The following is a 23,058-nucleotide window of genomic DNA, read 5'->3' as shown; positions in this document are numbered from 1 at the left end:
GTTTAGGATGAAATTCAATATTGTAGCGCTGTTTTTTGCGGCTTTTTGCCTTGTCTCCACGGCGCATTCTGCAGAAACACAGCGAATCGTCGCCATAGGTGACAGCCTGACCGCGGGTTACGGGCTACCAACAGGTGAGGATTTTGTTACACAGCTTGAAACTGCCCTGCTTGAAGAAGGATACAACATAAAGATCGAAAATGCGGGCGTCTCCGGCGATACAACAGCCGGTGGGTTACAGCGACTGGACTGGGCGATCGGAGACGGAGCGGATTTCGTTATTCTGGAGCTCGGCGCCAATGACGCACTTCGAGGCATAGAACCTGAGGAAACCCGAAATAATCTGAGACAGATTATCGAGGCGATACAGGAAAGAGGCATCCCATTATTACTTGCGGGAATGCGGGCGCCGCCCAGCATGGGGTCTGAATATACCAATGCATTCGACCAGATTTTTCCTGAACTTGCCAGCGAGTATAAAACCGGCTATTACCCCTTTTTTCTGGAGGGTGTCGCGGCAGATCCCGCATTGAACCAGGATGACTATATCCACCCAAACGCCGAGGGCGTGAAAGTTATTGTAAGCAACATGCTGCCATATGTGACAGCGTTTATTGACCAATAAGACTAGTTTGAATTCGCTGCAAAAAGGACAGTTTAATGCGTCTCTTTGTTGCCATTGACCTTCCGCCTGAAACCAAGTCCGATATCGGGTTTTTACGCGGTGGCATTCCGGACGCGAGATGGATCGCAGCAGAAAATTCCCATGTCACCCTCGCCTTCATCGGCGAGGTACAAAGCCCGATGATGATGGACATTCCCTTGGCCCTCGGCCGGATCAAATATCCCGCTTTTGATCTCGATATTGAAGGCGTCGGCGTTTTTGGCAGCAACAAGCGCCCGCGCATTCTCTGGGCCGGAGTGCGTCCAACACCAGCTATAAATCTGTTGCATCAAAAGGTCGTCACCGCCATTGAATCGGTCGGCGCTCAGGTAGATGATCGACGGTTTCGCCCGCACATCACCCTTGCCCGCGTTCATAACTCTCCATATGAAAAAGTACGACATTTCCTGACAGACCATGCCCTTTTCCGGACGAATACGATCGAAGTTAACAGCTTCACGCTCTTCTCAAGCCATCTCGCCTCTTCTGGCGCAATATATCATGAAGAAGTCAGCTTCGACCTGATGTCTCCGGTCCCGTCATAAACACGTCATAACGGGTTGATTTGCCGATTATCTGATGGGAAGGAATCCTCAGCCCTTCAAGGGAGGGGGCACGGCGCGGCCATTTCAGGACGACGCGCTTTGTGGCCGCGGAGAGGGCAATCTGTATCAACTCCAAACTGTCCGAATCCGATCCGACAAGCGCCCGAAGCTGCCTCATTTCATTTTTTACGAGCGCTGATTTATCTCGCGGCGGATGCATTGGATCGATCAATATCGTCTCCGGCCGCAACCCCGGCAACAGGTCACGGGCATCGCCTTTCACCAAGGTCATCCGCGCAATGATTTCTGCGTGATCACCACTCTCTCCTGCTGCACGATTCATTGCGGATTCCAGTAACGCATGCACCTCTTCGTTTCGCTCGATCAGCGTCACCTCAGCACCGAGGGAAGCCAAGAGAAACGCATCTCGTCCAAGTCCAGCCGTTGCATCCACAATAGACGGCGTAACGCCGGGACGGAAACCAAGGGCTTTTGGCAGGGATTGCCGCCGTCCCCCGCCAAAACGGCGGCGATAATCCACTGCGCCCGCAATAAAATCTATGTTAAGAGGGTTTTCTGTCATTTACAGAGCATTCTCAAAAGCCAAGATTCTCCCGCCACCATGTCGGCAGGGCAAAGGCCGCCTTATGCAACTCCGCATTATAGTGCCGCCCCGTCCAGGATACGAAAGGGTTGGAATAATCATAGCCATCATAGCTATACAGGAAGAAGCCGAACTCAGCCGCAGGATAAAGCTGCACGATAGAACGATATCCGGCGACATGCGGCAAAAGTTTCTCGCGCTGCATAATGGAAACCAGATTCTGGTCTTTATCACCACACAGTTCCTGCAAAAAATAGGCGCGATCTTTTCCAACAAAAATACTGTCGCTATCCAGCACAACACCATCCGGTTTGATGCAGTTCGAGAAATCTTCGCAAAAGCTTTGTGTAAAAACGCTAGAGGACGGACCAACTGGTTCACTCAGATCCAGGATGATTAAATCGAATTTGTCCCCCCTCTTTCTGGCTTCCCGCATGTACTGGGCCGCATCACCAATGATCAGTTCAACACGCGGATCGGAATAGTCACCGTTAATCCCGAGATATTCTTTCGAAACCTCGATCACCCGCTCGTCGATCTCGACCATGACCACACGGGTAACGAACTCATGACGCAAGGCTTCGCGCAAGATTCCACCGTCCCCGCCACCGACAATCAGCACTTCGGCTTTCTCTCGCTTGCGCCCCAGCAACGGCACATGCACCGCCATCTCGTGATACATGAATTCATCTGCATGAGAAGCCTGAACCAGATCATCCAGCGTCAGGACACGCCCGAAAACTTCATGTTCGAACACTTCTATTTTCTGAAAGGGGCTTTGCTCGGAATGCAGCAATGTCATGTCCAGTGCATGGGTAAAGGCAACCCCTTCGGTTTCCTCATGCCACCAGTTTCGGCTCAATTCGCTAATCTTCGTCATTGGGTATATGCTCCCCCACCGGACATTCGCAATTCAAATAACGATAGTTATCTAGGGTCATAACCTTACGGCGGGAGAATATCCATGGCTGATAGATTAAGCGCAGAAGAAATTAAGTCTGCATTGCACAATCTCGATGGATGGAAATCCATGAAGGAACGCGAAGCCATTCAGAAAACGTTCAAGTTTAACAGTTTTAATCAGGCCTTCGCCTTTATGACCCGGGTGGCGCTGAAAGCCGAAAAAATGGATCACCACCCGGAATGGTTCAATGTTTACAACCGTGTCGATGTCACTCTTGCCACCCACGACGTGGACGGTTTGAGCCACAAGGATATCGAGCTTGCCGGCTTTATGGACAAAATAGCCGCTTAAGCTTATTTCGGTGCCATGCGGATGGCGCCATCGAGACGGATAACCTCTCCGTTCAGCATCTGATTCTCCACAATCTGGCGCGCAAGAGCGGCATATTCTTCTGGTTTTCCTAAACGGCTCGGGAACGGAACGCTGGCGCCCAGCGCTGCCTGCACATCCTCCGGGAGGCTTTTCAGCAGCGGCGTTTCGAACAGCCCGGGCGCAATCGTGACTATCCGCACACCGATGGAGGCCAGATCACGCGCGATCGGTAATGTCATACCGACAATGCCGCCCTTCGAGGCGGAATAGGCGGCCTGCCCGATCTGTCCATCATAAGCGGCAACAGACGCTGTATTGATGCAGATACCTCGTTCTCCACTCTCCATGGGATCCATTTCCGCCATATCCGCGGCAGCCCGTCGAATGCAATTAAATGTTCCGACAAGATTGACTGCGATAACCTGCTCGAACTTGTCCAAGGGATGCATGCCCTTGCTGGAAACTGTTTTGGCTGCCGGCCCGATACCGGCACAATTCACGAGTATACGCGCCGGACCATGTGCGGAACGCGCCTTCTCAAATGCCGCCTTAACAGAGCTGTCATCGGCCACATTGGTTATACAGGCAATACCCCCTATTTCAGCAGCCGCCTTTTCTGCGAGTTCCGTATTCATGTCCAGTATGGCGACCTTGGCTCCTGCTGCAGCCAGCATTTTGGCCGTCGCGTTACCCAGCCCGGAAGCGCCACCTGTTACGATGGCTGATTTACCCGAGATATCCATATTATTGTCTCCAGTTATTATGAGGATGAGTGTGATTTCATGGCCTCTGCTTATACTGCCAATCAATAAATGTGAAGCACCTCCTTCTTGTAAAACTCCCTGCACCGTTACATATTCATGGTATGACGAAGAAAAATGATGAAGACATCTCTGCCTTTGACGAGACCAAGTTGCAAAGCGACAAACGCCTTGTGATGCGGGATTTTGCCCAGAAGCTTCGTAAGAATATTGGCAGAATTCCTTTTTCAGAGGATGTAACCGCCAGCTTTTATTGTGCCGTTGACGGCAAAAGCCCGGCTTTCGTGAAAGCTGTCCTTTTTGGTGCGCTCGCCTATTTCATTATGCCGGCAGATGTCATTCCCGACTTCCTGGCTGGCGTCGGCTTTACAGACGATGCCAGCGTCCTCATGGCCGCCATGGCAACTGTCCAGAAATATATCAATGACGAGCATCGGGAGAAAGCCCGCACATTCCTCGAAAAAGAACCAATCACCACAGAATAGCCAGTTGTGACCCTACGTTTTCCACTCCGCAGAATAGTTCTTAAAGATTTGTGCGGCATAGCATTTGTTGTTATATAGCTGCGACAATCCCCGGAGCACGAGCTTACTGAATAAGGAATTTGGAATGAGCGACAGGAAAATATACGCAGACGCCAAGACCGCGTTAGAGGGAATATTAAAGGATGACATGACATTGATGTCAGGCGGCTTCGGCCTTTGCGGCATTCCCGAAACACTGATCGAGGCGGTAAAGGATTCCGGCGTAAGGGGCCTGACAGTGATTTCCAATAATGCGGGCGTCGACGGCATTGGCCTTGGCATCCTTTTGGAAAGCAAGCAGATATCAACAATGGTGTCATCCTATGTTGGGGAAAACAAGATGTTCGCCGAACAATATCTGAACGGCGAACTTGAAGTCGTTTTTACACCTCAGGGGACCTTGTCTGAACAGATACGCGCAGGCGGCGCAGGTATCCCGGCCTTTTTCACCAAGACCGGCGTTGGTACCTTGGTCGCCGAGGGGAAAGAGGTTCGAGACTTCGATGGTGAGGACTATGTGATGGAGATGGGCCTAACTGCCGATGTTGCCCTTGTCCATGCCTATATGGCTGATAAGGAAGGCAACCTGGTCTTCCGCAAAACCGCGCGCAATTTTAACCCAATGATGGCGACGGCAGGCAAGGTTACCGTCGTGGAAGTCGAGCATCTGGTAGAGCCGGGCGAAATAGATCCTGACCATATTGTTGTACCGGGTGTATATGTACAACGTATTGTACACGTGCCGAACCCTGTGAAGCACATAGAGAACCGCACGACCCGCCCCCGCAAACAATCCGCCTGACCGAGAGATAGAGGACATTAAAATGGCTTGGACCAGAGAACAGATGGCGCAGCGCGCCGCACAGGAACTTGAAGACGGCTTCTATGTTAATCTCGGGATTGGTATCCCGACTCTTGTGTCGAATTATATCCCGGAAGGGATGGAGATCCAGCTCCAGAGTGAGAATGGTATGCTGGGCATGGGACCCTTCCCTTACGAAGGAGATGAAGACGCAGATCTGATTAACGCGGGAAAGCAAACCGTTACAGAGCTGCCCACAACAAGTTATTTCTCCAATGCAGACAGCTTTGCGATGATCCGCGGCGGACATATCAATCTCTCCATTCTCGGCGCCATGCAGGTTGCTGAGAATGCCGACCTCGCCAACTGGATGATCCCCGGCAAAATGGTCAAGGGCATGGGTGGCGCGATGGACCTTGTCGCTGGCGTTAAAAAAGTGATCATCGTTATGGAACATACAGCGAAGGGGACGCCAAAACTGCTAAAAACCTGCAATTTACCCCTAACCGGCCAAGGCGTCGTTGACATGGTAATTACGGATATGGCTGTCTTCGAGTTTGATAAGCAAGGTGACGAGATCACTATGAAGCTGATTGAGTTGGCCGATGGCGTCACACTGGAAGACGTCGAAGCCGCAACAGAGGCTGAATTCGTCGTCGCCATTTGACCGCGAAGTTCTTTTCAGAATTATTGGAAACCACCCACCGGAGACGGTGGGTTTTTTCTTTTTATACCAAACTGACCGGTCCATGATGTAATGACTTGATACAGCAGGCTTGCAGGAAGTTGCGCAATTGTAGCGGACCAGCCATCGACTTCATCTCGTCGGGCCGGAGCGAGTTTCGGCCGCGGTCTGCGCCAGAACTTCTTTTTCCTTTTCACGAGCCTGCGCCGCACTTACCCGCGATTCCCGAATGGCAATATATATGGAAGAGGCAAATATCACGGCAGCGCCCACATATGTTAGAAGATCGGGCTCCTGCATGAAGAAAATGAATCCGATCAGCGCAGAGAATATGAGGCGGAAAAAATCAAAGGGCATAACCACAGACGCGTCCGCCAGCGAGTAGGCTTTGGTAAATGCCAGATGTCCTACCGTCGCCAGAAATCCAATAAACAGGATCGCCAGAAGTTGTTCGATTGTCGGTGTTTCCCAGACGAAAAGCGCCGGGATAAGCGACATCGGCAGTACCAGCAGTTGGTTCAATGCAACCATTGCTGTAATGCTCTCTGTACGAGACAGGAGTTTGACCATGATCATGGAACTCGCCATGGTAATAGCGGAAACAATCGCGGAATACGCATCAATACTCAAGTCCGAAAATCCGGGCCGCAATATTATCATCGCTCCAAGGAAACCGACGACCATAGCCGTCCCACGGCGAATACCCACAACCTCTTTGAGGAAAATAATAGCCAGAATGGTGCCAAAGATAGGTGCGGTAAAATTCAATGCCACGGCATCCGCGAGCGGTAAAACACTCACCGCATAAAACCAGCTAAGCATGGATGCAAAGCCAAGCAGGCTGCGCAGACCAAATGCCCCGATACGTTCCGTCTTGAGCCCACCAAATCCAACCTGCGCAAGCCAGGGCAAAAAAAACAGCAACCCGGCGACATTGCGCAAAAATACAATCTGAAAAATCGGCATACCGGTATCCGCAACAAACCGAATTTCACCAGCCATTACCGACAGAATAAAGCAGGCAAAGACCATTAAGCCTATGGCCCGGAGAACCGGCGATTTTTGCAATATGGTTTTAAACGGAAGACGAAAGATGGCCATTTCAATCAGGATAAATAGTTGGCCAATAAAGGCAAAGACTAATTATGCAATACTGCCCTGCATTTAAGAAACTCAATTGAGTTAAGAGGATTTCAGCCACAATAAATTCAAACCGTTAAGGAATTTATATGTTGGCGCATATTGAGCACGAAAATTTGGCCAATCCGTGGAAAGGTCATTTTGAATATCGCGAAGGCATCGCACGCCGTCTATTTGTTTTACGAATTCAGCAGCTCTCTTCGGAACAGGCAGGCTCACAGCTTCCCGATCGAAATGAACGGTTAATGAAGTGCGGACAGTCAGCGTATGAGCTAATGCCTCCCTATTTCCGTCTTTCAGAAACGGAATCATTTCTGGGTCAAATTTCGCCAGACCTTGCGTTTCGCCGCCAGCTTTGCGAACATAGAAACTATGGGTCTTGATATTTCCGGCAAGATTCTCGGCAAGCGCCGCCTGTTTGCCCGTGTCCAGTTTCCGGGCTTTCTTTCGCAAGTCCCGATCTTTCAAATACAATTCTGGATCATAGCGTGCCGGCTCGATAAAGCTGACGAGTTCCAACCCCGCAGTTGCCAGCAAATCCAGGACTTCCGGCACCAAATAACTCCGGTCCCGCGGATGCAGCAGCAAATCGTAGAGCGCGGCGTCCTGATCTAACTTGTGATCACCGACAGCCGCATTCTTGTTCAGCCAGTTACTCGGCGGCAAATCCTTCAAGAGAATTTTTGCAGATTTGATCTGCTCACTGACAGTGTCTCCGGCGGCCAAAGCCTTAAGCGCATTTTGCATGGGATAGACGCCCGTCCTGCCAAGCGTGGCATACAACATCAATCCCATCCCACCATTTTCGGCCATACATTCAGCTAGGGCAGTGAGACCGGCTTCCGGCTCTTCAAGATGATGCAGGACACCACAGCAGTCGATATAATCGAATAGAGGCAAATCCATCTTTGGCAAATCGAGAAGCGAGCCCGTCAGAAACGTAATGTTCTTAAGGCCACGAATCTTCGCCCGCCCTTCTGCTATTTTCCGGCTTGCCGTAGACAGATCGAGATATGTGACCTGACCCGCCTCTCCCCGATCGGCGAGATGCTGGGCCAACATAATCGCAGCATCCCCTGTGCCGCCGCCGGCAACCAGTGCGTTAAAGGGCTGAGTAAAATCACACTTCCCCGCAAAAAGATAATGATTAACTTCATCCAGATGGCTCGGGCTGCCCTCGATCAGGCGCGTTGCCTCATCTTTCGGATCGCGAGGTGGATAGGGAAGCATTTCATATTGACGTTTGACGGCCTTATCGCGCTTCCCCCTTCCCTTAGCCACGAAATCTATTCCTTGACGGTAATAATAACCTTACCCGTCGTTTTACGCGAGAGCAGCGCTTTCATCGCTTCCGCACCTTGTTCGAGCGGAAAATGCATGGAAACATGCGGCTTGATCTTGCCTTCTTCAACCATGTCCAGCATTGCCTGGAAATTAGCCCTGTTCTTTTCAGGTGTCCGCCGGGCAAATTCGCCCCAGAACACACCAACAACAGAGCAGCCTTTCAGAAGGACCAGATTGGTCTTGAGCTCCGCAATCCGGCCGGAGGCAAATCCGATAACCAGTAAGCGTCCATTCCAGTTGATGCAGCGCATGGACTGGTCAAACGCGTCACCGCCAACCGGATCATAAATCACATCCGCGCCTTTATCGCCGGTCAGTTCCTTGACCCTGTCGCGAATGCTTTCTTTCGAATAATTGATGACATGTTCCGCGCCATATTGCTTAACAATATCAATTTTTTCATCGGACCCCACAGTGCCAATGACCGTCGCCCCCAGCGCCTTGCCAAGCTCAACTGCGTTCAGACCGACACCGCCCGCCGCGCCGTGAACCAATAAAACCTCTCCCGGCTTCAAGTTGCCGCGGTCAACAAGCGCGTGATAGGTCGTGCCATAGGTAACGGGGAAGCCCGCAGCCTGATCGTATGGCATATTGTCCGGGATTTTATAAGTTCCATCTTCCGGCGCCAGCACATACTCGGCAAAACCGCCAACGCCGTGATTGGCCATCACACGGTCACCGACAGCAACATTGGTAACACCCTCGCCAACTGCAGTTACGACACCGGACGATTCCATTCCCGGCGAGAAGGGAAAGGGCGGTTTGAACTGGTATTTGCCAGCGATCATCAGTGTATCCGGAAAGTTAAGACCCACCGAATGCACCTCGATCTTGACCATACCCTTTTTGACTTCAGGTTCAGGTACATCCTCCATGACGAGAATATCCGGATCACCAAATTCCTTACAAACAAGCGCTTTCATGATTTTTCCTAAATATCGTTTTTGTTGTTCTTGCGATGCACAAACTTACCTCTGATCTGAAGCCGAGGTCAATTGCTGAGACAGCTCAGTTCTCTAAATCCACCCTGATATCTCCAACCGCCATATCGTTCCTGTTACGCAAGACCGGATGCACATAGGAATCAATTGCCTGATGGATCTCTTCGTTGAGAACACCGAGATCCTCCAGTATCGCGCCGAGCGCAGTCTCGGCGGCGCGCGTTGTCCCGTCAAGCGCCTTGATTGCGATGCCTATCCCCGCTTCGGGGAGCGCGGCCAGATAAACCGCTTCCGCGCCGACTTTGGCAATAATCTTGCCATTTGCGGCACCATCCAGTGCGGTACAGAGGCGGTCGGACCCGGCAATCATTTTGGGGTGTTTTGCAATGGCTTGCTGTAACCGTTGACACGCCAAAGCACGATCCTGCGACATTTTGGAAGGATCGGCAAATCTGGCGAACGCCATCGCCGCATTTTGCAGGGGGATACCAATCGTCGGAATAGAGCATCCATCAATACCGACGGGCGCATCGCTCAAGTCCAGATCGGTAAAATCCTCCAGCACCGTCACAATCCGTTTCTGAACTGGATGATCGCGACGGATATATCCTTTCAAGGGCTCCTTTAAATGCACCGCCGTTGACAGAAAGCCCGTATGCTTACCCGAACAATTATTATGCGCGGCTGTTGGTTCCCGCCCGGAGGCCGCAAGCGCCCGTGCGGCCGGATCATAAGTCGGCCAGTGGCTGCCGCATTCAAGATCTGTAATATCAAGGCCAATGCGGTTGAGCCATGCTGTCACTGCCTCCACATGGATCGGTTCCCCGGTGTGAGAGGCACAGGCGAGGGAGAGCTCCTGTTCAGTTATATCCAATGCATCCGCGGCCCCGCTTTCAATCAATGGCAATGCCTGTAACGGCTTGATCGCGGATCGAAGATATACAGGGCTGTCCACCTGCCCCCAGCTTTTAACCAGCTTGCCTTCGGAATCCGAGATGGCGGCAATAACCTGATGCCGACTTTCCACCATGTCGCCACGGGAGACGTTTACAGTAAAAGGAGGCCTTGCGAAATCTTCGGAGGAATGCTTAATCATTTTATTCGGTCATATCGTGTTTTTGAGGAAATGGCTTTTTAGCAGGAATTCACCGAGGAGAATAGGACGTTATGGGAATTTCCCGAGGATATTTTGGTATTGGCGTTGAGGGGATCAGTAAACCAATGAACGCGGGCAACCTGTTTCGGACAGCCCATGCTTTCGGTGCAAGTTTCGTCTTCACTATCGGCGCAGACTATTCTGTCCGCAAAGCCCGTTCTGACACATCCGTCGCCCCGAAGAATATCCCTTGGTACGACTATGAAAACCTTGCGGAGATGCAGCTTCCCAAGGGATGCAAAATCGTTGGTGTTGAACTGTTAGACGAGGCAACAGAGCTGCCGAGTTTTTTTCACCCTGTTAGCGCGGCCTATGTCCTCGGCCGGGAACGCGGCACGCTCTCTCCGGCGATGCAGGAAAAATGCGATTATTTCATCAAAATTCCGACAAATTTCTGTCTCAATGTTGCAACTGCGGGCGCAATTGTTATGTATGACAGAATTGTCACCCATGGACGGTTCGCCCAGCGACCAACCAGTGAGCTTGGCAAGCCCGAGCCTTTGAAAGCACACGTCCAGGGGGCACCCATCAAGCGGCGTGTGACCGAGTAACACAACGCAAAAAAAAAGCAAGGCAGGGTTTGTTGATGATCCAGTATAAAGAAAATTTGAAGACCTCAACTCTGGAAAAAATGGTTTCTGGTCGGTATCCTATTCTCATGCGCAGATTAACAACCACAATATTTTTAGCCGCTCTCAGCCTTTTTTTCTTGACCGGAGGGGCGAGTGCACAGCAAGCGGATCCCCGGGCACTCGGTACTTTCACGGACTGGCTTGCTTATAGTTGGACCGAAAACGGGAATAAGGTCTGCTATATGCTGTCGCGGCCTCTGAAATCCACCCCGCAAGGGGTCAATCGCGGCGATATATACGTTATGGTCACATACCGCCCGAAATCCAAATCCACGGAAGAAGTCAGTCACGTGGCCGGCTATCCATATAAAGATAAGTCAACGGTGGATGCCTTGATCGGCAATAACAAGTTTGTCCTAGCGACAAATAATGAGGTTGCCTGGGTTCCAGAGGGTGGTAGTGACGAAAAACTGATCAAAGCCATGCGCGGCGGATCGAAAATGATTGTCAAGGGAACTTCCAGCCGGAACACGCTTACAGTGGACACCTATTCCCTCCAGGGGTTTACCGCCGCCTACCAGCAAATTAGAAAAAGCTGTACTTGACCGGCCCGACAAGAGTATAAGCCGCTTTTTATGTAAGTTTGGACGTTATGGCCCATTTGATTCCAGATGTAGATGCCGTTGATCGGCACTCTGAACTACTCGCCATCCGCAAGAGCCTGATCGGACTTGACCGGAGCGAGATGGCTGCGGCGCTTGTGACGGAAGGCGTTAACGAGAAAGCCGCGAAAATGCGTGCGCGGCAGCTTTTTCACTGGCTGTATTACCGCGGCGCCAGCAATTTTGAAGATATGACATCCATCTCAAAAGAGATGCGTGGCTGGCTCCCTGAAAAATTTACTGCGGAGCGGCCAGAAATCACGTCTTTACAGGAATCCTCCGACGGTACCCGAAAATGGCTGGTAAAATTTCCCGATGGCCAGGAAGTGGAGTCGGTCCATATCCCTGAAGAGGACCGTGGCGCCCTCTGCGTATCAAGCCAGGTTGGCTGCACCCTGACATGCAGTTTCTGCCATACCGGCACGATGAAACTGGTACGCAATCTGACGGCGGGCGAGATTATTGCCCAGATGCTGGTTGCCCGCGACACCATTAACGAATGGCCGAGCCCGAAGGGCGAGCGGATGATCTCTAATATCGTCATGATGGGTATGGGGGAGCCACTCCTCAATTACGATAATGTGGCGAAGGCGCTCAAGATCATTATGGACGGTGAAGGAATTTCACTTTCCAAGCGACGGATCACCCTCTCAACCTCCGGGGTCGTTCCCAAGATTCATCAATGTGGCGAGGAACTCGGTGTCAATCTCGCAATATCGCTTCATGCCGTGACAAATGATGTGCGCGACATTTTGGTGCCGATTAACAAGCGCTATCCGATCAAGGAGCTCCTTAAGGCTTGCAAGGAATATCCGGGAAGCAACAATGCGCGCCGGATCACTTTTGAGTATGTCATGCTTGACGGTATCAATGACAGCCCGGCAGATGCACGTGAACTTGTGCGGCTGTTGAAGGATATTCCGGCCAAGGTCAACCTGATTCCGTTCAACCCCTGGCCCGGTACGCCGTATCAATGCTCCAGCAATAATGCAATGCATCGCTTTGCGAAGATCGTTAATGATGCGGGCTACTCCTCCCCTATTCGTGTGCCGCGCGGCCGCGATATCATGGCCGCCTGCGGTCAGCTTAAATCCGAAAGCAAGAAAGTTTCTGCAGCCCAGCTTAAAGAAAATGAAGCAACATCAGCTTTATAACTCAAACTGCATTGTGATGCTTGTTGGACGATCGTAGCCCTTGTGGGCGGTGGTGCCGGTTTGACGGAAACCGTGATGGCGAAAAAAATCATGCACCTCTGTCAATTCGATACGGGATTGAAGCTCGATTATCTTCTTATTCCGGGATTTGGCGATTGTTTTGGCAAACCCGACGAGCAGCCCCCCAACTCCGGATTTCTGCGTTTGAGGATCAATAGCGAGCTTGCCAAGATAGATTTTTTCACCCAGATCTTTGAGAAAGCAACAACCGACCAACCGGCTCCCTTGCCAAGCGAGAAGAAGGGTCTCTTCTCTCGCCTTGTCAATGATCGTCTCCGTATTTAAAAGCTGAAGAGAGGACGGCGGATCAATACGCGCATCCATATAGGCAAATGCGGCGTACAGCAGGTCAAGCAGCGCCTGCCAATCGTCAAACTCCTCATCCGCAATGACGATATCAATCATCTAACTATTCCGGGAGGAGGTTAAGTGTTTCTTGAAAAGATACGCACACATTCCGATGACTAGCCCCCAAAAAGGGGCACCAACGGATAGAAGTGTCATCCCCGATGCCGTGACGGCGAAAGTCAGGATGGCGGCATCTCGTTCCGACTCATCCTTAAGGGCGCTTTCCAGACTGTTGGCAATGGTCGATAACAGGGCAAGCCCGGCTATCGCCATGACGAGCGGAGCGGGAAAGGCAATAAACAGCGCCGCAATCGCGGCTCCGAAGAGCCCGGCCATGATATAAAAAAATGACGCCCATAAAACCGCCGGATAGCGTTTTGCAGGGTTCGGGTGGACATCCGGGCTCATACATAGGGCGGCGGTAATCGCGGCGAGGTTAAAGGCAAACCCGCCAAATGGTGCCAGTAAAATTCCTGTGAAACCGGACCATCCGATCAGTGGGGATGCGGGCGCCATATAACCATGGGCACGCAACGCGGCAATTCCCGGCACATTCTGAGAAGCCATGGTCACGATAAAAAGCGGGATGCCGACACCAATCAATGTGGGAATGTCAAAGCTCGGCATTACGAAAATAGGCCGGGTGAGGGTGAAATCTGCCTCAATTGATGAAATCTGGCCGCCAGCAAAAGCAATGACAACACCCGTCAGCAGGGTGAGCGGTATAACGTAACGGGGCATAAACTGCTTGGCGGCAAGGAAAGCAACCACCATGGCACCGACCATCAACACATCTGCTTCCAGTGCGACAAAGGCATCCAAGCCAAAACGCAAGAGGACTGCCGCCAGCAAGGCCGATGCGAGCGATTGGGGCACGAATGCCATGATTTTCTCAAAAAGCCCGGTCACGCCGCAAAGAGTAAGAAGCACTGAGCTAAAGATAAAGGCGCCAATTGCATCCCCCATCGGAACTCCTGGAAGGCTGGTCGCGAGAAGGGCCGCCCCGGGCGTTGACCAGGCAATCAGGATCGGCTGGCGATAAAAGAGGGTGAGGCCAATACTGCTTATCCCCATCCCAATTCCGACGGCCCAAAGCCAGGAACTGATCTGTTCCGGCGTAGCGCCCGCAGCATTTGCTGCCTGAAAAACAATGGCTCCGGCTCCGGCATAACCGACCAACACAGCGACAAAGCCGGTGGAAATGTAACTTGGAGAGAAAAAACGCAGCATTTGATCTATGTCTCTTACATTGAAATACGTTATAACGCACAATCATGTTATAATTAGCAGATGTGCGCTATAGCGCTCAAGCGAAATCGGATCATATATGCAGAACATGAAGGACCATCTTTCCAATACCCTGAAAACATTACGCAAGGAGCGTAGCTGGAGTCTGGATGCTGTTGCTGCCAAGACGGGAGTCAGCAAGGCCATGCTCGGTCAGATCGAGCGCGGCGAATCAAGCCCGACCACCGCTATACTCTGGAAGCTGGCGACGGGATTTCAGGTGTCTGTTTCGTCCCTGATGGAACCCCTCCCTGAAGTCGCCGCACAGACGCTTGTCAGGGACGCAAATGAAATGCGTCAGCATCCGGGCGACAGCGGGATGGCCGTCGCCCCGCTTTTCCCGTTCGAAGCCCGCTTCGGCTTCGAATATATGGAGCTGACTTTTCTTCCCGGCTACGAGCGGCTGTCAGAACCGCACGAGGCGGGTGTGGTTGAGTACATTACGGTCATGTCCGGGCGAATGGAAATTTTTACAGAAGATTTCTGGCGGCCCTTGAAGGCAGGACAGTCAATCCGCTTTTGCGCAGACAGACCGCATGGATACCGGAATCGCAGTCGGGTCAAGGCGGTTACGCTTTCGGTGATCCATTATCCGCGGCGTGCCTGAATGTCGCAGGAAACTCCCCTTGCGAAGCCGCTGCTTTTCCCCTAGTTTGCGCGCTGAAAATTTGACCAAATAACAGATTCCCTACCGAGGTTCCCTGTCATGTCCCAAGAAATCAAGAAAGTCGTTCTCGCCTATTCCGGCGGTCTCGATACCTCCGTCATCCTGAAATGGCTTCAGACGACCTATAATTGCGAAGTGGTCACCTTTACCGCCGACCTGGGACAGGGAGAAGAACTCGAACCGGCACGCGCCAAAGCGGAAATGCTCGGCATCAAGGAAATCTATATCGATGACCTGCGGGAAGAGTTTGTCCGCGATTTCGTGTTTCCCATGTTCAGGGCCAATGCCGTCTATGAGGGGCAGTATCTCCTCGGAACATCCATTGCCCGCCCGCTGATCTCCAAGCGGCAGATCGAGATTGCGAAGGAAGTCGGAGCCGATGCGGTCGCTCATGGTGCCACGGGCAAAGGAAATGACCAGGTTCGGTTTGAGCTCGGCTATTACGCATTGGATCCGGATATCAAGGTGATTGCCCCTTGGCGGGAATGGGACCTCAACTCCCGGACCAAGCTGATTGAGTTTGCGGAGAAGAACCAGATTCCGATTCCCAAAGACAAGCGCGGCGAAGCTCCCTTCTCTGTCGATGCCAACCTGCTTCATATCTCGGCAGAAGGAAAGGCATTGGAAGATCCGTGGGAAGAGGCCGGTGAATATGTCTATTCACGGACCGTCGCACCGGAAGATGCCCCTAATACACCGACCTATATCGAAATTGACTACGAAAAAGGCGATCCCGTCGCCATTAACGGCGAGAAAATGTCCCCGGCGGAATTACTGACGGCGCTTAACAAATATGCCGGTGATAATGGCATTGGCCGCCTCGATCTGGTGGAGGGTCGTTTCGTCGGCATGAAGTCCCGCGGCATTTATGAGACACCGGGCGGCACCATCATGCTGGAAGCGCATCGGGGAATTGAGCAGATTACGCTTGATCGCGGTGCCATGCATTTGAAGGACGATATCATGCCACGCTATGCCGAGCTGATCTATAATGGTCTGTGGTTCTCGCCGGAACGTGAAATGCTTCAGGCCCTGATAGACAAGAGTCAGGAAAAGGTGACCGGAACCGTGCGCCTAAAGCTTTATAAAGGCAGGGTGAGTGTCGTCGGACGGAAGAGCCCCTATTCGCTGTATTCCATGGAGCATGTGACCTTCGAAGAAGACACGGTCTACGACCAGCGGGACGCGGAAGGCTTTATCAAGCTGAATGCGCTTCGCCTGCGGCTTCTGCACAGGCAAAAATCCTGATCATTTCTTGTCGTAGGGGTCGGTTCCCGGCTCCTCGGCATCTGCCTCAAAATCAGGAACTTCCTCCACATATGGGATGTAGCGGTCCTTGATAAACAGGGCGGCAGAAAACAGCCCGCCGCCGACTGCCCCAAGCGTCATCAGAACCGGCGCCGAAGGCACCCATTGCAGGTTCCAGCCGACATCAAGCGTGTTCAAAAGAAACAACAATGCTGCCGCAGGCAAGACAATGAATATGACGCTGAAGACGATACCCACCAGTGCGCCAATGGCGACAAACTTTGAAAATTTTTCGATTGTCTGACGGGTAAATCTCAATGCGGCGCTCTAGACCTCTGGTTCCTCAACGCCTGCCTGACGGCAGGCTGCGGTCACCGTGTTGGCAAGCAGGCAGGCAATGGTCATCGGACCGACGCCCCCCGGGACCGGCGTAATGGCCCCTGCGACTTCTATCGCTTCCTCATAACAGACATCCCCGACAAGACGTGTTTTACCGTCTTCCTTGGGTATCCGGTTAATGCCGACGTCAATGACTGTTGCTCCCGGCTTGATCCAGTCCCCTCTTATCATTTCGGGACGACCGACAGCTGCCACCAGAATATCCGCCTGTCGGCAAACAGCAGGTAAGTCCTTGGTGCGGGAATGGGCGATCGTCACTGTGCAGCTTTCCGCCAGCAACAGGCTCGCCATCGGCTTACCAACAATATTCGACCGTCCGACGACAACGGCATTCAGACCGGAAAGTTCACCAAGCGTATCCTTTAGCATTATTATGCAGCCAAGCGGCGTGCAAGGCACCATCGCAGGCAGCCCGACTGCCTGACGGCCCGTGTTGATCACGTGAAAACCATCCACATCTTTCATCGGGTCAATTGCATCAAGTATGGCCATCTCATTGACCTGATCAGGGAGCGGGAGTTGCACAAGAATACCGTGGATTGTCTGATCCTCGTTAAGGCGATTGACAACATCAAGAACCTCCGCCTCGGTGGCTGTGACTTCCAGACGGATCTCCTCGGACTTCATCCCAGCCTCCAGTGTCGCCTTGCCCTTATTACGGACGTAGACCTGGCTTGCCGGATCCTCTCCAACCAGTACAACCGCAAGGCCGGGCGTCAGTCCATACTGACTTTTCAGGATTTCCACCTGTTTTCCTGCCTTTTCCCGCACTTGGGCAGAGAAGGCCTTACCGTCAATTACTGTTGCTGTCATTCCTGAATCCCCTCACCTTCGGCCTTTTGGTCAATTACTTATCAAGCCATTTTCTCATCTCGGTTTCAATCACAGCAGGATCGCCCTTGATGAGCAAAGACTTGTTGCGATCCAGCTTTCCCGAGATAATTTCGAAAGTACCCTTACCACGCTTTGTTGATTTCGACATTAGTTTGACCAGAGCGTCGTTAGCTTTTCCGTTTTCCGGAATTGCGGTAACTTTCACCTTCAGGCGCGACCGTCCGTCACCATCAACAAAAATTCCCTCAATTTGATTATGTGCCGCGTTGGGGGTCAGTCTGATATCAAGCAGGAGGCCATCATCTCTCCGCCTCAATGGCATGGTCACATCATTTGCGGGGCATACTCAAACAGCAAATTCCGCAGGAAAATCAACAATAAGATTAGAATAATCGGTGACACATCCAGTCCGCCCATCGTCGGAACTATCCGCCTGATAGGTCTCAAAGGCGGTTCCGTAATCCGATAAAGGAAATTACCTACTGTTGACACAAACTGATTATTCGTATTGACCACATTGAAGGCGACCAACCAGCTCAGGATCGCATTTGCAATCAACAGCCAGATAAAAATATTGATAATCGCACTGATCAGAAGGAGTAAGGATGTCATGTATATACCTGCTCGATTTAACCCAACCTACATTTAGGCTGTACGCCCGCAAAAGGCAACCATTCTACGGGCGATGAGACTGAAAAGCAGAAATTATCGTCAGTATTTCAACGCAGCAGTCGTCGCCTGATTGACAACCTTTGTCAAAACGGCTTTAACAAAATCTGCCTGTGTCATGCCATCGCTGCCGCCCATATCACTCATCTTTATATCTGGCAGCGTCGTGGAAAATTTTGTTGAAATGGGATAAACTTTCCCCGACAGTTTACCACCTGTTATCGTCAAGCTATCGACGCGAAGTTTGCCGCTCTTGCTGCCGGAACTATCGGCCGTCACGGCATAGGCCGCCGCAGCCGCAAGAATGATCGCGAGATTGGAACTGGTGGCACTGGTTTCCAGATCGATGGCCGGGTTTGTAATTTCAATCGACCTGATATGGAGCGGGCCCCATAAAATATTCCAGGGGGTAATCTGGATCTCGGCTTCATCAACGACAAAGCTTGTCTTTGAACTGCCAATGTTCGAGTTCGGGACTGTTAATCCTGCAATGCTGCCCCGACCAGTGAGAATATTCACGTCAAAAGCATCAAGGGTTACTTTTTCGCCAGTGGCATAGCTGCCCACAGTTACAATCGCGTCCTTGGCCGTGGAATTAACATGTTTCTCAGCTGTGTACACGCCAGCGACGATTGCCGCAATAACGACAACAATGACGCCACCGTTGATAAACAGGGATTTTACATTCATGAAGATTTCTCCGGTTCCTGCAGGTTGAAGCACAAGAACCGAATATAATCTTTAGTTGTTTTTATTCAATATTAATTACACTTTAAAAGTGCATTTCCTGAGCATGTCCGGCTATTCGAACTCCGGTTCGTCCCACCAGGGGTAGAACTCCGGCATGTCGGTTGACGGGCGCATGGAGAATTTCGCAGGACGTTTTTCAAGGAAGGAAGTAACGCCCTCGGCTACATCCGGGCTCTGGCCCATCATGGAAATGCCGCGACTATCTACCTTATGAGCTTCCATCGGATGGTCCGCACCCAGCATCCGCCACATCATTTGCCGACACAGCGCTACGGAAACTGGTGCGGAGTCTGCAATGAGTTCTCTTGCAAGATTGCGGGCCGCTTCAATTAATGCTTCGTGAGGATATACGGCTTTGACCAGTCCGCCTTCCTTTGCCTCCTCGGCCGGGAATATACGTCCTGAATAAACCCATTCGGCCGCCTGGGATATCCCGACCAGTCGTGGGAGAAACCAGCTACTGCACGCTTCCATCACAATTCCCCGGCGGGAAAAAACAAAGCCGATCCGCGCCTTGTCTGAAGCAAGGCGGATATCCATCGGCAATGTCATCGTCGCGCCAATTCCAACAGCCGGACCATTGATTGCACCTATGATCGGCTTTTTTGACTGAAACATCCGCAAGGTTACACGCCCGCCGCCGTCACGATGAACCTCCCCTTCTTTTTGAACACCGCGCGCCTTATAGTTAAAGGTATCCTTACCGGCCCCAAGGTCCGCGCCGGCGCAAAACGCCCGCCCTGCCCCTGTCACGACGATGGCCCGGACATCATCGTCCTCATCAGCCTTGTCAAACGCATCTATAAGCTCGTCACGCATTGTTGCCGTAAAGGCATTCAGATTTTCAGGACGGTTGAGGGTGATTGTCAGAATCTGGTCTTCAACATCATACAGGATATGTTCATAGGACACGGGATTACCTCCGGATTTTTGATTATTATTTGGTTGGCGCTGTCTTGTCATGACAAGATGATTTAATGGATTTATGCTAGCAAGGAACGGTCCGGCAAGGCCAGCGAATTCTTAGAGGAAACATCAAATGTCCAACAATGCGAAACAAGCCATCAGAGGCTATCATGCCCATGTCTATTATCGCCCGGAAAACAAGGATGACGCTGCATTGGTTCGCGATCAGCTGGATGAACTGTTCGACGTAAATCTGGGCCGCTGGCATGACAAGCCCGTCGGGCCGCACCCTATTTCCATGTATCAGGTGGTGTTTTCGACTGAGGATTTTTCTGAAATCGTTCCCTGGCTGATGCTAAATCGCCAGGGATTGGATATATTGGTTCATCCGGAAACCGGCGATGATCTTGCTGATCATCGGGACAATGCATTATGGCTTGGTGAAAAGCTAAAGCTCAATCTTGGAATGTTCGAGCAGACGTAACCGCGTTAGCTGTTGTCCTTGTTCTGATAAGCCATGTTGCAATGCTTGAGGCAATAAGGCTTACTGGGAACGGCTTCATCGCCGCAGAAATGAAAGTTGTCTTCCCCCGGATGACCGATCGGCCATTGGCAAGCCCGGTGCGCCGGAATAACCTTCTTTTTCGGCTTGGCGACGGCAGGCGTTGATTTTGATGAAAGCCCAAGGCGATTAGCCTTACCGATGACAGCATTGCGGGTAACATCCCCGAGTGCCTCGGCAATTTCCGCAGCCGTTTTTCCGGAGCCCCAGAGCTTTTTCAGCTTTTCAATACGTTCGTCAGTCCAACTCATACCCAGATCTCTTGTTGCGGTTGCCTCATGTCAATCAGCTGGCCGCAGGATACGCCAAATCCCGTCCGCCGCCAAAGACCTTGATATATCCTTCGGCGGCGGCAGAGTCTACAGATATCCGTCAACCATCTCTATTCAGCGTAGGAGATGCGCCAAACCGTTTGGCTGACCGCATCGGCAATAAGCAGCGAACCATCCGCCGCAACGGCAAGTCCGACGGGGCGCCCCCATACTTTTGCAGCACCTGGCTCTTCTGCTTCAATGCGAAAGCCGGTCGCGAAATTCTGATAAGAACCGGTCGGGCGTCCATCCTCGAACGGGACCCGGACAATTTTATAGCCTGTGGGTTTGGAAGCGTTCCATGAGCCCTGAAAAGCGACGAAAGCATCATTCACATACTCATCCGGGAATGACCCTCCGCGATAAAAGGCAAGACCAAGAGGCGCCGAATGTGACTGGAACAAAACATCCGGCAGGATAGATTTCTCCACCATTTCCGGGGCTTCTTCCGCGTAGTCAGGATCAGGGAATGTTCCTGTATAGGCATAAGGCCACCCGTAAAAACCGCCTTGCTTAACCTCTGTCAGATAGTCCGGCACCAAGCCGTCACCATAACCATCCCGTTCATTCACGACAGTATAAAGCGCGCCGGTTTGCGGGTTAAAATCCATGCCCACAGGATTTCGAAGTCCTGTCGCCACGGTCTCCATTCTGTTGTCATCGAGGTAGTATTTCTGGATACTCGCTCGTGGCAGCGGTTCAATCCCGACATTTGAGGCGCTGCCGACAGCGATATACAAAGCATTGTCCTTCTCGTCATAAAGAAGAATACGGGTCCAATGCCCGCCGCCGTTGCCAAGAGATCCCGGCTCAGTGACCTCTTCAATTGGTCCGCTCACTTCCAGGTCACCTACCTTGAAAGGAACCCGTCGCAGCTGCGTTTCCTCACCGATATAAAGCCACTCACCAACAATCGCCATGCCATGAGGCGTGTCAAGATCCTTGACAAGGACGCTCGCCATTTCCGCATCCCCGTCCCCATCTGCATCGCGCAAAAGCGTTATCTTACCTCCTCGCGGCTCCGCCAGCAGAACATCGCCGTTCTCAAGACTGTATAGCCATCTCGCGTGCGTCAGGTCTTTGCGAAATGCATTGACCTTGAAGCCCGCTGGAACATTCAATTCGCCTTCTTTATTGCTGCTGACCCGACGAGGGCTCAAAGCCTCCACCGGTGTTTCATATGGTTTGGGAAGGTCATCGGCCCGGATAGTGATCATCGCGCCAACTTCGTTGCTGTCCTCCGCATGAACGACAGCAAATGGCGTTAGAGCCAAAAACATGATTATAATGGTCGACAGATTTCTTGTGTTCGCAGCTATATGTATCATTTCACCTCTTTGGTAATAGTTTACCAACTATTTTCCCATATTATCTGGATATGGTCTTGTCACATTCCAAAGGAAAGTTAAACTAGGTGGCAGGCCAGTTTAACGTTAATTTCAGGAAGCCAGCACCCCGAGAATGCCACAGAAAGTCCTCCTTGTCCTCCATCAGGCTACCTCTGATCCCGGTCGTGTCGGTGAAGCCATCAGAACGCGCGGGTTCGAGTTGGACATGCGAATTCCGGCAATTGGCGACCCCTTGCCAAAGACAATGGACGAACATGACGCAGCCGTTATTTTTGGCGGCCCTATGAGCGCGAATGATGACCATGAAGCCTTTATTCGCGAGGAAACAAAACTCGTCGATGTCATACTGAAAAGCGAAACGCCCTATCTCGGCATCTGTCTCGGCGCGCAAATCATGGCCCGCGCCCTGGGCGCTCGTGTTGCGGAACATGAAGAGGGCTTTCGTGAAATCGGCTATTACCAACTTACACCAACAGAAAATGGCAGCCCCCTTTTTAATCAGCCGATGCAGGCCTACCAATGGCATCGGGAGGGATTTGACCTGCCTCAGGGCGCAACATTACTCGCGAGCGGCGAGTTCTTCCCGAACCAGGCATGCCAGATCGGAAAAAACGCCTTTGGCATTCAGTTTCACCCAGAAGTCACCGAAGCGATGAACCATCGCTGGGCAAAGAAGGCGGCACATATGCTTTCGGATCCCGGCGCACAGTCAGCCGAAGTCCAGCTTGAAGGTCGCCGTAAATACGACGACGAGGTCCGGAACTGGCTCGACCGATTTCTGGATCACTGGCTGCCCCCTTTGGCGCAGCAACAGACAGCCTACGGCAGCTAGGATTAT

At 51.8% G+C, this 23,058-nt stretch carries 30 protein-coding genes; 13 read left to right on the top strand and 17 right to left on the bottom strand.

Annotated elements, in window-relative coordinates; genetic code table 11:
- The first annotated feature begins 7 nt into the window (after positions 1-7).
- The gene (locus AACZ19_RS15885; RefSeq protein ID WP_339635467.1) at positions 8-625 is read left to right on the top strand and encodes an arylesterase; all 618 of its coding nucleotides are present in this window, start codon (positions 8-10) and stop codon (positions 623-625) included.
- Positions 626-660: 35 nt separating this feature from the next.
- Positions 661-1,209, top strand: coding sequence for an RNA 2',3'-cyclic phosphodiesterase (gene thpR / locus AACZ19_RS15880; protein WP_339635466.1), 549 nt, complete (start codon positions 661-663; stop codon positions 1,207-1,209).
- On the opposite strand, the gene AACZ19_RS15875 is transcribed toward thpR, so the two are convergent.
- Together AACZ19_RS15875 and AACZ19_RS15870 are read right to left on the bottom strand one after the other, a co-directional pair.
- Entirely contained in the window at positions 1,175-1,792 is a 618-nt protein-coding gene (locus tag AACZ19_RS15875; RefSeq protein ID WP_339635465.1) for a class I SAM-dependent methyltransferase, read from the bottom strand. The genes thpR and AACZ19_RS15875 overlap by 35 nt on opposite strands.
- A gap of 13 nt (positions 1,793-1,805) precedes the next feature.
- Entirely contained in the window at positions 1,806-2,693 is an 888-nt protein-coding gene (locus AACZ19_RS15870) for a hypothetical protein (RefSeq protein WP_339635464.1), read from the bottom strand.
- Between the two features lie 84 nt (positions 2,694-2,777).
- Between AACZ19_RS15870 and AACZ19_RS15865 the strand changes: the two genes are divergently transcribed.
- Positions 2,778-3,068: a 4a-hydroxytetrahydrobiopterin dehydratase gene (locus tag AACZ19_RS15865; RefSeq protein ID WP_339635463.1), complete on the top strand. Its 291-nt coding sequence runs from the start codon at positions 2,778-2,780 to the stop codon at positions 3,066-3,068.
- Positions 3,069-3,070: 2 nt separating this feature from the next.
- Here the strand turns inward: AACZ19_RS15865 and AACZ19_RS15860 are convergent, their stop codons facing one another.
- A complete protein-coding gene (locus tag AACZ19_RS15860; RefSeq protein ID WP_339635462.1) occupies positions 3,071-3,832 on the bottom strand; it encodes a 3-hydroxyacyl-CoA dehydrogenase in 762 nt (253 codons plus the stop codon).
- A 122-nt stretch (positions 3,833-3,954) separates the two neighbouring features.
- Here AACZ19_RS15860 and AACZ19_RS15855 point away from each other — a divergent pair, with 122 nt between their 5' ends.
- The 3 genes from AACZ19_RS15855 to AACZ19_RS15845 all read left to right on the top strand — a co-directional run bounded on the left by AACZ19_RS15855 (position 3,955) and on the right by AACZ19_RS15845 (position 5,843).
- Positions 3,955-4,335 carry a YkvA family protein gene (locus AACZ19_RS15855; RefSeq protein WP_339635461.1) on the top strand — a complete coding sequence of 127 codons (381 nt, stop codon included), beginning with the start codon at positions 3,955-3,957 and terminating at the stop codon, positions 4,333-4,335.
- A gap of 124 nt (positions 4,336-4,459) precedes the next feature.
- Positions 4,460-5,176, top strand: coding sequence for a CoA transferase subunit A (locus tag AACZ19_RS15850; protein ID WP_339635460.1), 717 nt, complete (start codon positions 4,460-4,462; stop codon positions 5,174-5,176).
- Positions 5,177-5,198: 22 nt separating this feature from the next.
- A complete protein-coding gene (locus AACZ19_RS15845; RefSeq protein WP_339635459.1) occupies positions 5,199-5,843 on the top strand; it encodes a CoA transferase subunit B in 645 nt (214 codons plus the stop codon).
- Between the two features lie 150 nt (positions 5,844-5,993).
- Here the strand turns inward: AACZ19_RS15845 and AACZ19_RS15840 are convergent, their stop codons facing one another.
- The 4 genes from AACZ19_RS15840 to AACZ19_RS15825 all read right to left on the bottom strand — a co-directional run bounded on the left by AACZ19_RS15840 (position 5,994) and on the right by AACZ19_RS15825 (position 10,382).
- Entirely contained in the window at positions 5,994-6,893 is a 900-nt protein-coding gene (locus AACZ19_RS15840) for a DMT family transporter (protein ID WP_339635576.1), read from the bottom strand.
- Positions 6,894-7,043: 150 nt separating this feature from the next.
- Positions 7,044-8,282 (bottom strand): class I SAM-dependent methyltransferase, encoded by a 1,239-nt coding sequence (locus AACZ19_RS15835; RefSeq protein ID WP_339635458.1) that lies wholly within the window; start codon positions 8,280-8,282, stop codon positions 7,044-7,046.
- A gap of 5 nt (positions 8,283-8,287) precedes the next feature.
- On the bottom strand, positions 8,288-9,268 hold the full coding sequence (locus tag AACZ19_RS15830; protein ID WP_339635457.1) for an NADPH:quinone oxidoreductase family protein: 981 nt from the start codon (positions 9,266-9,268) through the stop codon (positions 8,288-8,290).
- Between the two features lie 85 nt (positions 9,269-9,353).
- Positions 9,354-10,382: an asparaginase gene (locus AACZ19_RS15825; protein ID WP_339635456.1), complete on the bottom strand. Its 1,029-nt coding sequence runs from the start codon at positions 10,380-10,382 to the stop codon at positions 9,354-9,356.
- Between the two features lie 71 nt (positions 10,383-10,453).
- Between AACZ19_RS15825 and AACZ19_RS15820 the strand changes: the two genes are divergently transcribed.
- From AACZ19_RS15820 to rlmN, 3 genes are read left to right on the top strand one after another with little or no spacing between them, the layout of a single operon-like run.
- A complete protein-coding gene (locus AACZ19_RS15820) occupies positions 10,454-10,993 on the top strand; it encodes an RNA methyltransferase (RefSeq protein ID WP_339635455.1) in 540 nt (179 codons plus the stop codon).
- A 35-nt stretch (positions 10,994-11,028) separates the two neighbouring features.
- Positions 11,029-11,619, top strand: coding sequence for an invasion associated locus B family protein (locus tag AACZ19_RS15815; RefSeq protein ID WP_339635454.1), 591 nt, complete (start codon positions 11,029-11,031; stop codon positions 11,617-11,619).
- A 47-nt stretch (positions 11,620-11,666) separates the two neighbouring features.
- Complete coding sequence (rlmN, locus tag AACZ19_RS15810; RefSeq protein WP_339635453.1) at positions 11,667-12,830, top strand: 23S rRNA (adenine(2503)-C(2))-methyltransferase RlmN; 1,164 nt, start codon at positions 11,667-11,669, stop codon at positions 12,828-12,830.
- Here rlmN and AACZ19_RS15805 read toward each other — a convergent pair.
- Together AACZ19_RS15805 and AACZ19_RS15800 are read right to left on the bottom strand one after the other, a co-directional pair.
- Positions 12,825-13,295 (bottom strand): GNAT family N-acetyltransferase, encoded by a 471-nt coding sequence (locus AACZ19_RS15805; RefSeq protein WP_339635452.1) that lies wholly within the window; start codon positions 13,293-13,295, stop codon positions 12,825-12,827. The genes rlmN and AACZ19_RS15805 overlap by 6 nt on opposite strands.
- Positions 13,296-14,468: a benzoate/H(+) symporter BenE family transporter gene (locus AACZ19_RS15800; RefSeq protein ID WP_339635451.1), complete on the bottom strand. Its 1,173-nt coding sequence runs from the start codon at positions 14,466-14,468 to the stop codon at positions 13,296-13,298.
- Positions 14,469-14,565: 97 nt separating this feature from the next.
- Here AACZ19_RS15800 and AACZ19_RS15795 point away from each other — a divergent pair, with 97 nt between their 5' ends.
- Together AACZ19_RS15795 and AACZ19_RS15790 are read left to right on the top strand one after the other, a co-directional pair.
- Positions 14,566-15,132, top strand: a complete 567-nt coding sequence (locus tag AACZ19_RS15795) for an XRE family transcriptional regulator (RefSeq protein ID WP_339635450.1) — start codon at positions 14,566-14,568, stop codon at positions 15,130-15,132.
- A 99-nt stretch (positions 15,133-15,231) separates the two neighbouring features.
- A complete protein-coding gene (locus AACZ19_RS15790) occupies positions 15,232-16,440 on the top strand; it encodes an argininosuccinate synthase (protein WP_339635449.1) in 1,209 nt (402 codons plus the stop codon).
- Here AACZ19_RS15790 and AACZ19_RS15785 read toward each other — a convergent pair whose 3' ends face one another.
- The 6 genes from AACZ19_RS15785 to AACZ19_RS15760 form a co-directional block, all read right to left on the bottom strand.
- On the bottom strand, positions 16,441-16,758 hold the full coding sequence (locus AACZ19_RS15785) for a hypothetical protein (RefSeq protein ID WP_339635448.1): 318 nt from the start codon (positions 16,756-16,758) through the stop codon (positions 16,441-16,443).
- 9 nt (positions 16,759-16,767) lie between these two features.
- Complete coding sequence (gene folD / locus AACZ19_RS15780) at positions 16,768-17,652, bottom strand: bifunctional methylenetetrahydrofolate dehydrogenase/methenyltetrahydrofolate cyclohydrolase FolD (RefSeq protein WP_339635447.1); 885 nt, start codon at positions 17,650-17,652, stop codon at positions 16,768-16,770.
- Between the two features lie 34 nt (positions 17,653-17,686).
- Positions 17,687-17,995: a DUF167 family protein gene (locus AACZ19_RS15775; RefSeq protein ID WP_339635446.1), complete on the bottom strand. Its 309-nt coding sequence runs from the start codon at positions 17,993-17,995 to the stop codon at positions 17,687-17,689.
- Positions 17,996-17,997: 2 nt separating this feature from the next.
- On the bottom strand, positions 17,998-18,285 hold the full coding sequence (locus tag AACZ19_RS15770; RefSeq protein WP_339635445.1) for a YggT family protein: 288 nt from the start codon (positions 18,283-18,285) through the stop codon (positions 17,998-18,000).
- Between the two features lie 99 nt (positions 18,286-18,384).
- Positions 18,385-19,032 carry a hypothetical protein gene (locus AACZ19_RS15765; protein ID WP_339635444.1) on the bottom strand — a complete coding sequence of 216 codons (648 nt, stop codon included), beginning with the start codon at positions 19,030-19,032 and terminating at the stop codon, positions 18,385-18,387.
- 111 nt (positions 19,033-19,143) lie between these two features.
- The gene (locus AACZ19_RS15760) at positions 19,144-20,004 is read right to left on the bottom strand and encodes a crotonase/enoyl-CoA hydratase family protein (RefSeq protein ID WP_339635443.1); all 861 of its coding nucleotides are present in this window, start codon (positions 20,002-20,004) and stop codon (positions 19,144-19,146) included.
- A gap of 127 nt (positions 20,005-20,131) precedes the next feature.
- On the opposite strand from AACZ19_RS15760, the gene AACZ19_RS15755 reads away from it, so the two are divergent.
- Entirely contained in the window at positions 20,132-20,482 is a 351-nt protein-coding gene (locus AACZ19_RS15755; protein ID WP_339635442.1) for a DOPA 4,5-dioxygenase family protein, read from the top strand.
- Positions 20,483-20,487: 5 nt separating this feature from the next.
- Here AACZ19_RS15755 and AACZ19_RS15750 read toward each other — a convergent pair whose 3' ends face one another.
- Both AACZ19_RS15750 and AACZ19_RS15745 read right to left on the bottom strand, forming a co-directional pair.
- Complete coding sequence (locus AACZ19_RS15750; RefSeq protein WP_339635441.1) at positions 20,488-20,811, bottom strand: GcrA family cell cycle regulator; 324 nt, start codon at positions 20,809-20,811, stop codon at positions 20,488-20,490.
- Positions 20,812-20,942: 131 nt separating this feature from the next.
- On the bottom strand, positions 20,943-22,199 hold the full coding sequence (locus tag AACZ19_RS15745) for a PQQ-dependent sugar dehydrogenase (protein WP_339635440.1): 1,257 nt from the start codon (positions 22,197-22,199) through the stop codon (positions 20,943-20,945).
- A 133-nt stretch (positions 22,200-22,332) separates the two neighbouring features.
- Between AACZ19_RS15745 and AACZ19_RS15740 the strand changes: the two genes are divergently transcribed.
- Positions 22,333-23,052 carry a hypothetical protein gene (locus AACZ19_RS15740; RefSeq protein ID WP_339635439.1) on the top strand — a complete coding sequence of 240 codons (720 nt, stop codon included), beginning with the start codon at positions 22,333-22,335 and terminating at the stop codon, positions 23,050-23,052.
- Positions 23,053-23,058 lie beyond the last annotated feature (6 nt).

The organism is uncultured Sneathiella sp. (assembly GCF_963973085.1).
Taxonomy (GTDB): Bacteria; Pseudomonadota; Alphaproteobacteria; order Sneathiellales; family Sneathiellaceae; genus Sneathiella.
This window is presented reverse-complemented; position numbering and strand designations above follow the sequence as displayed.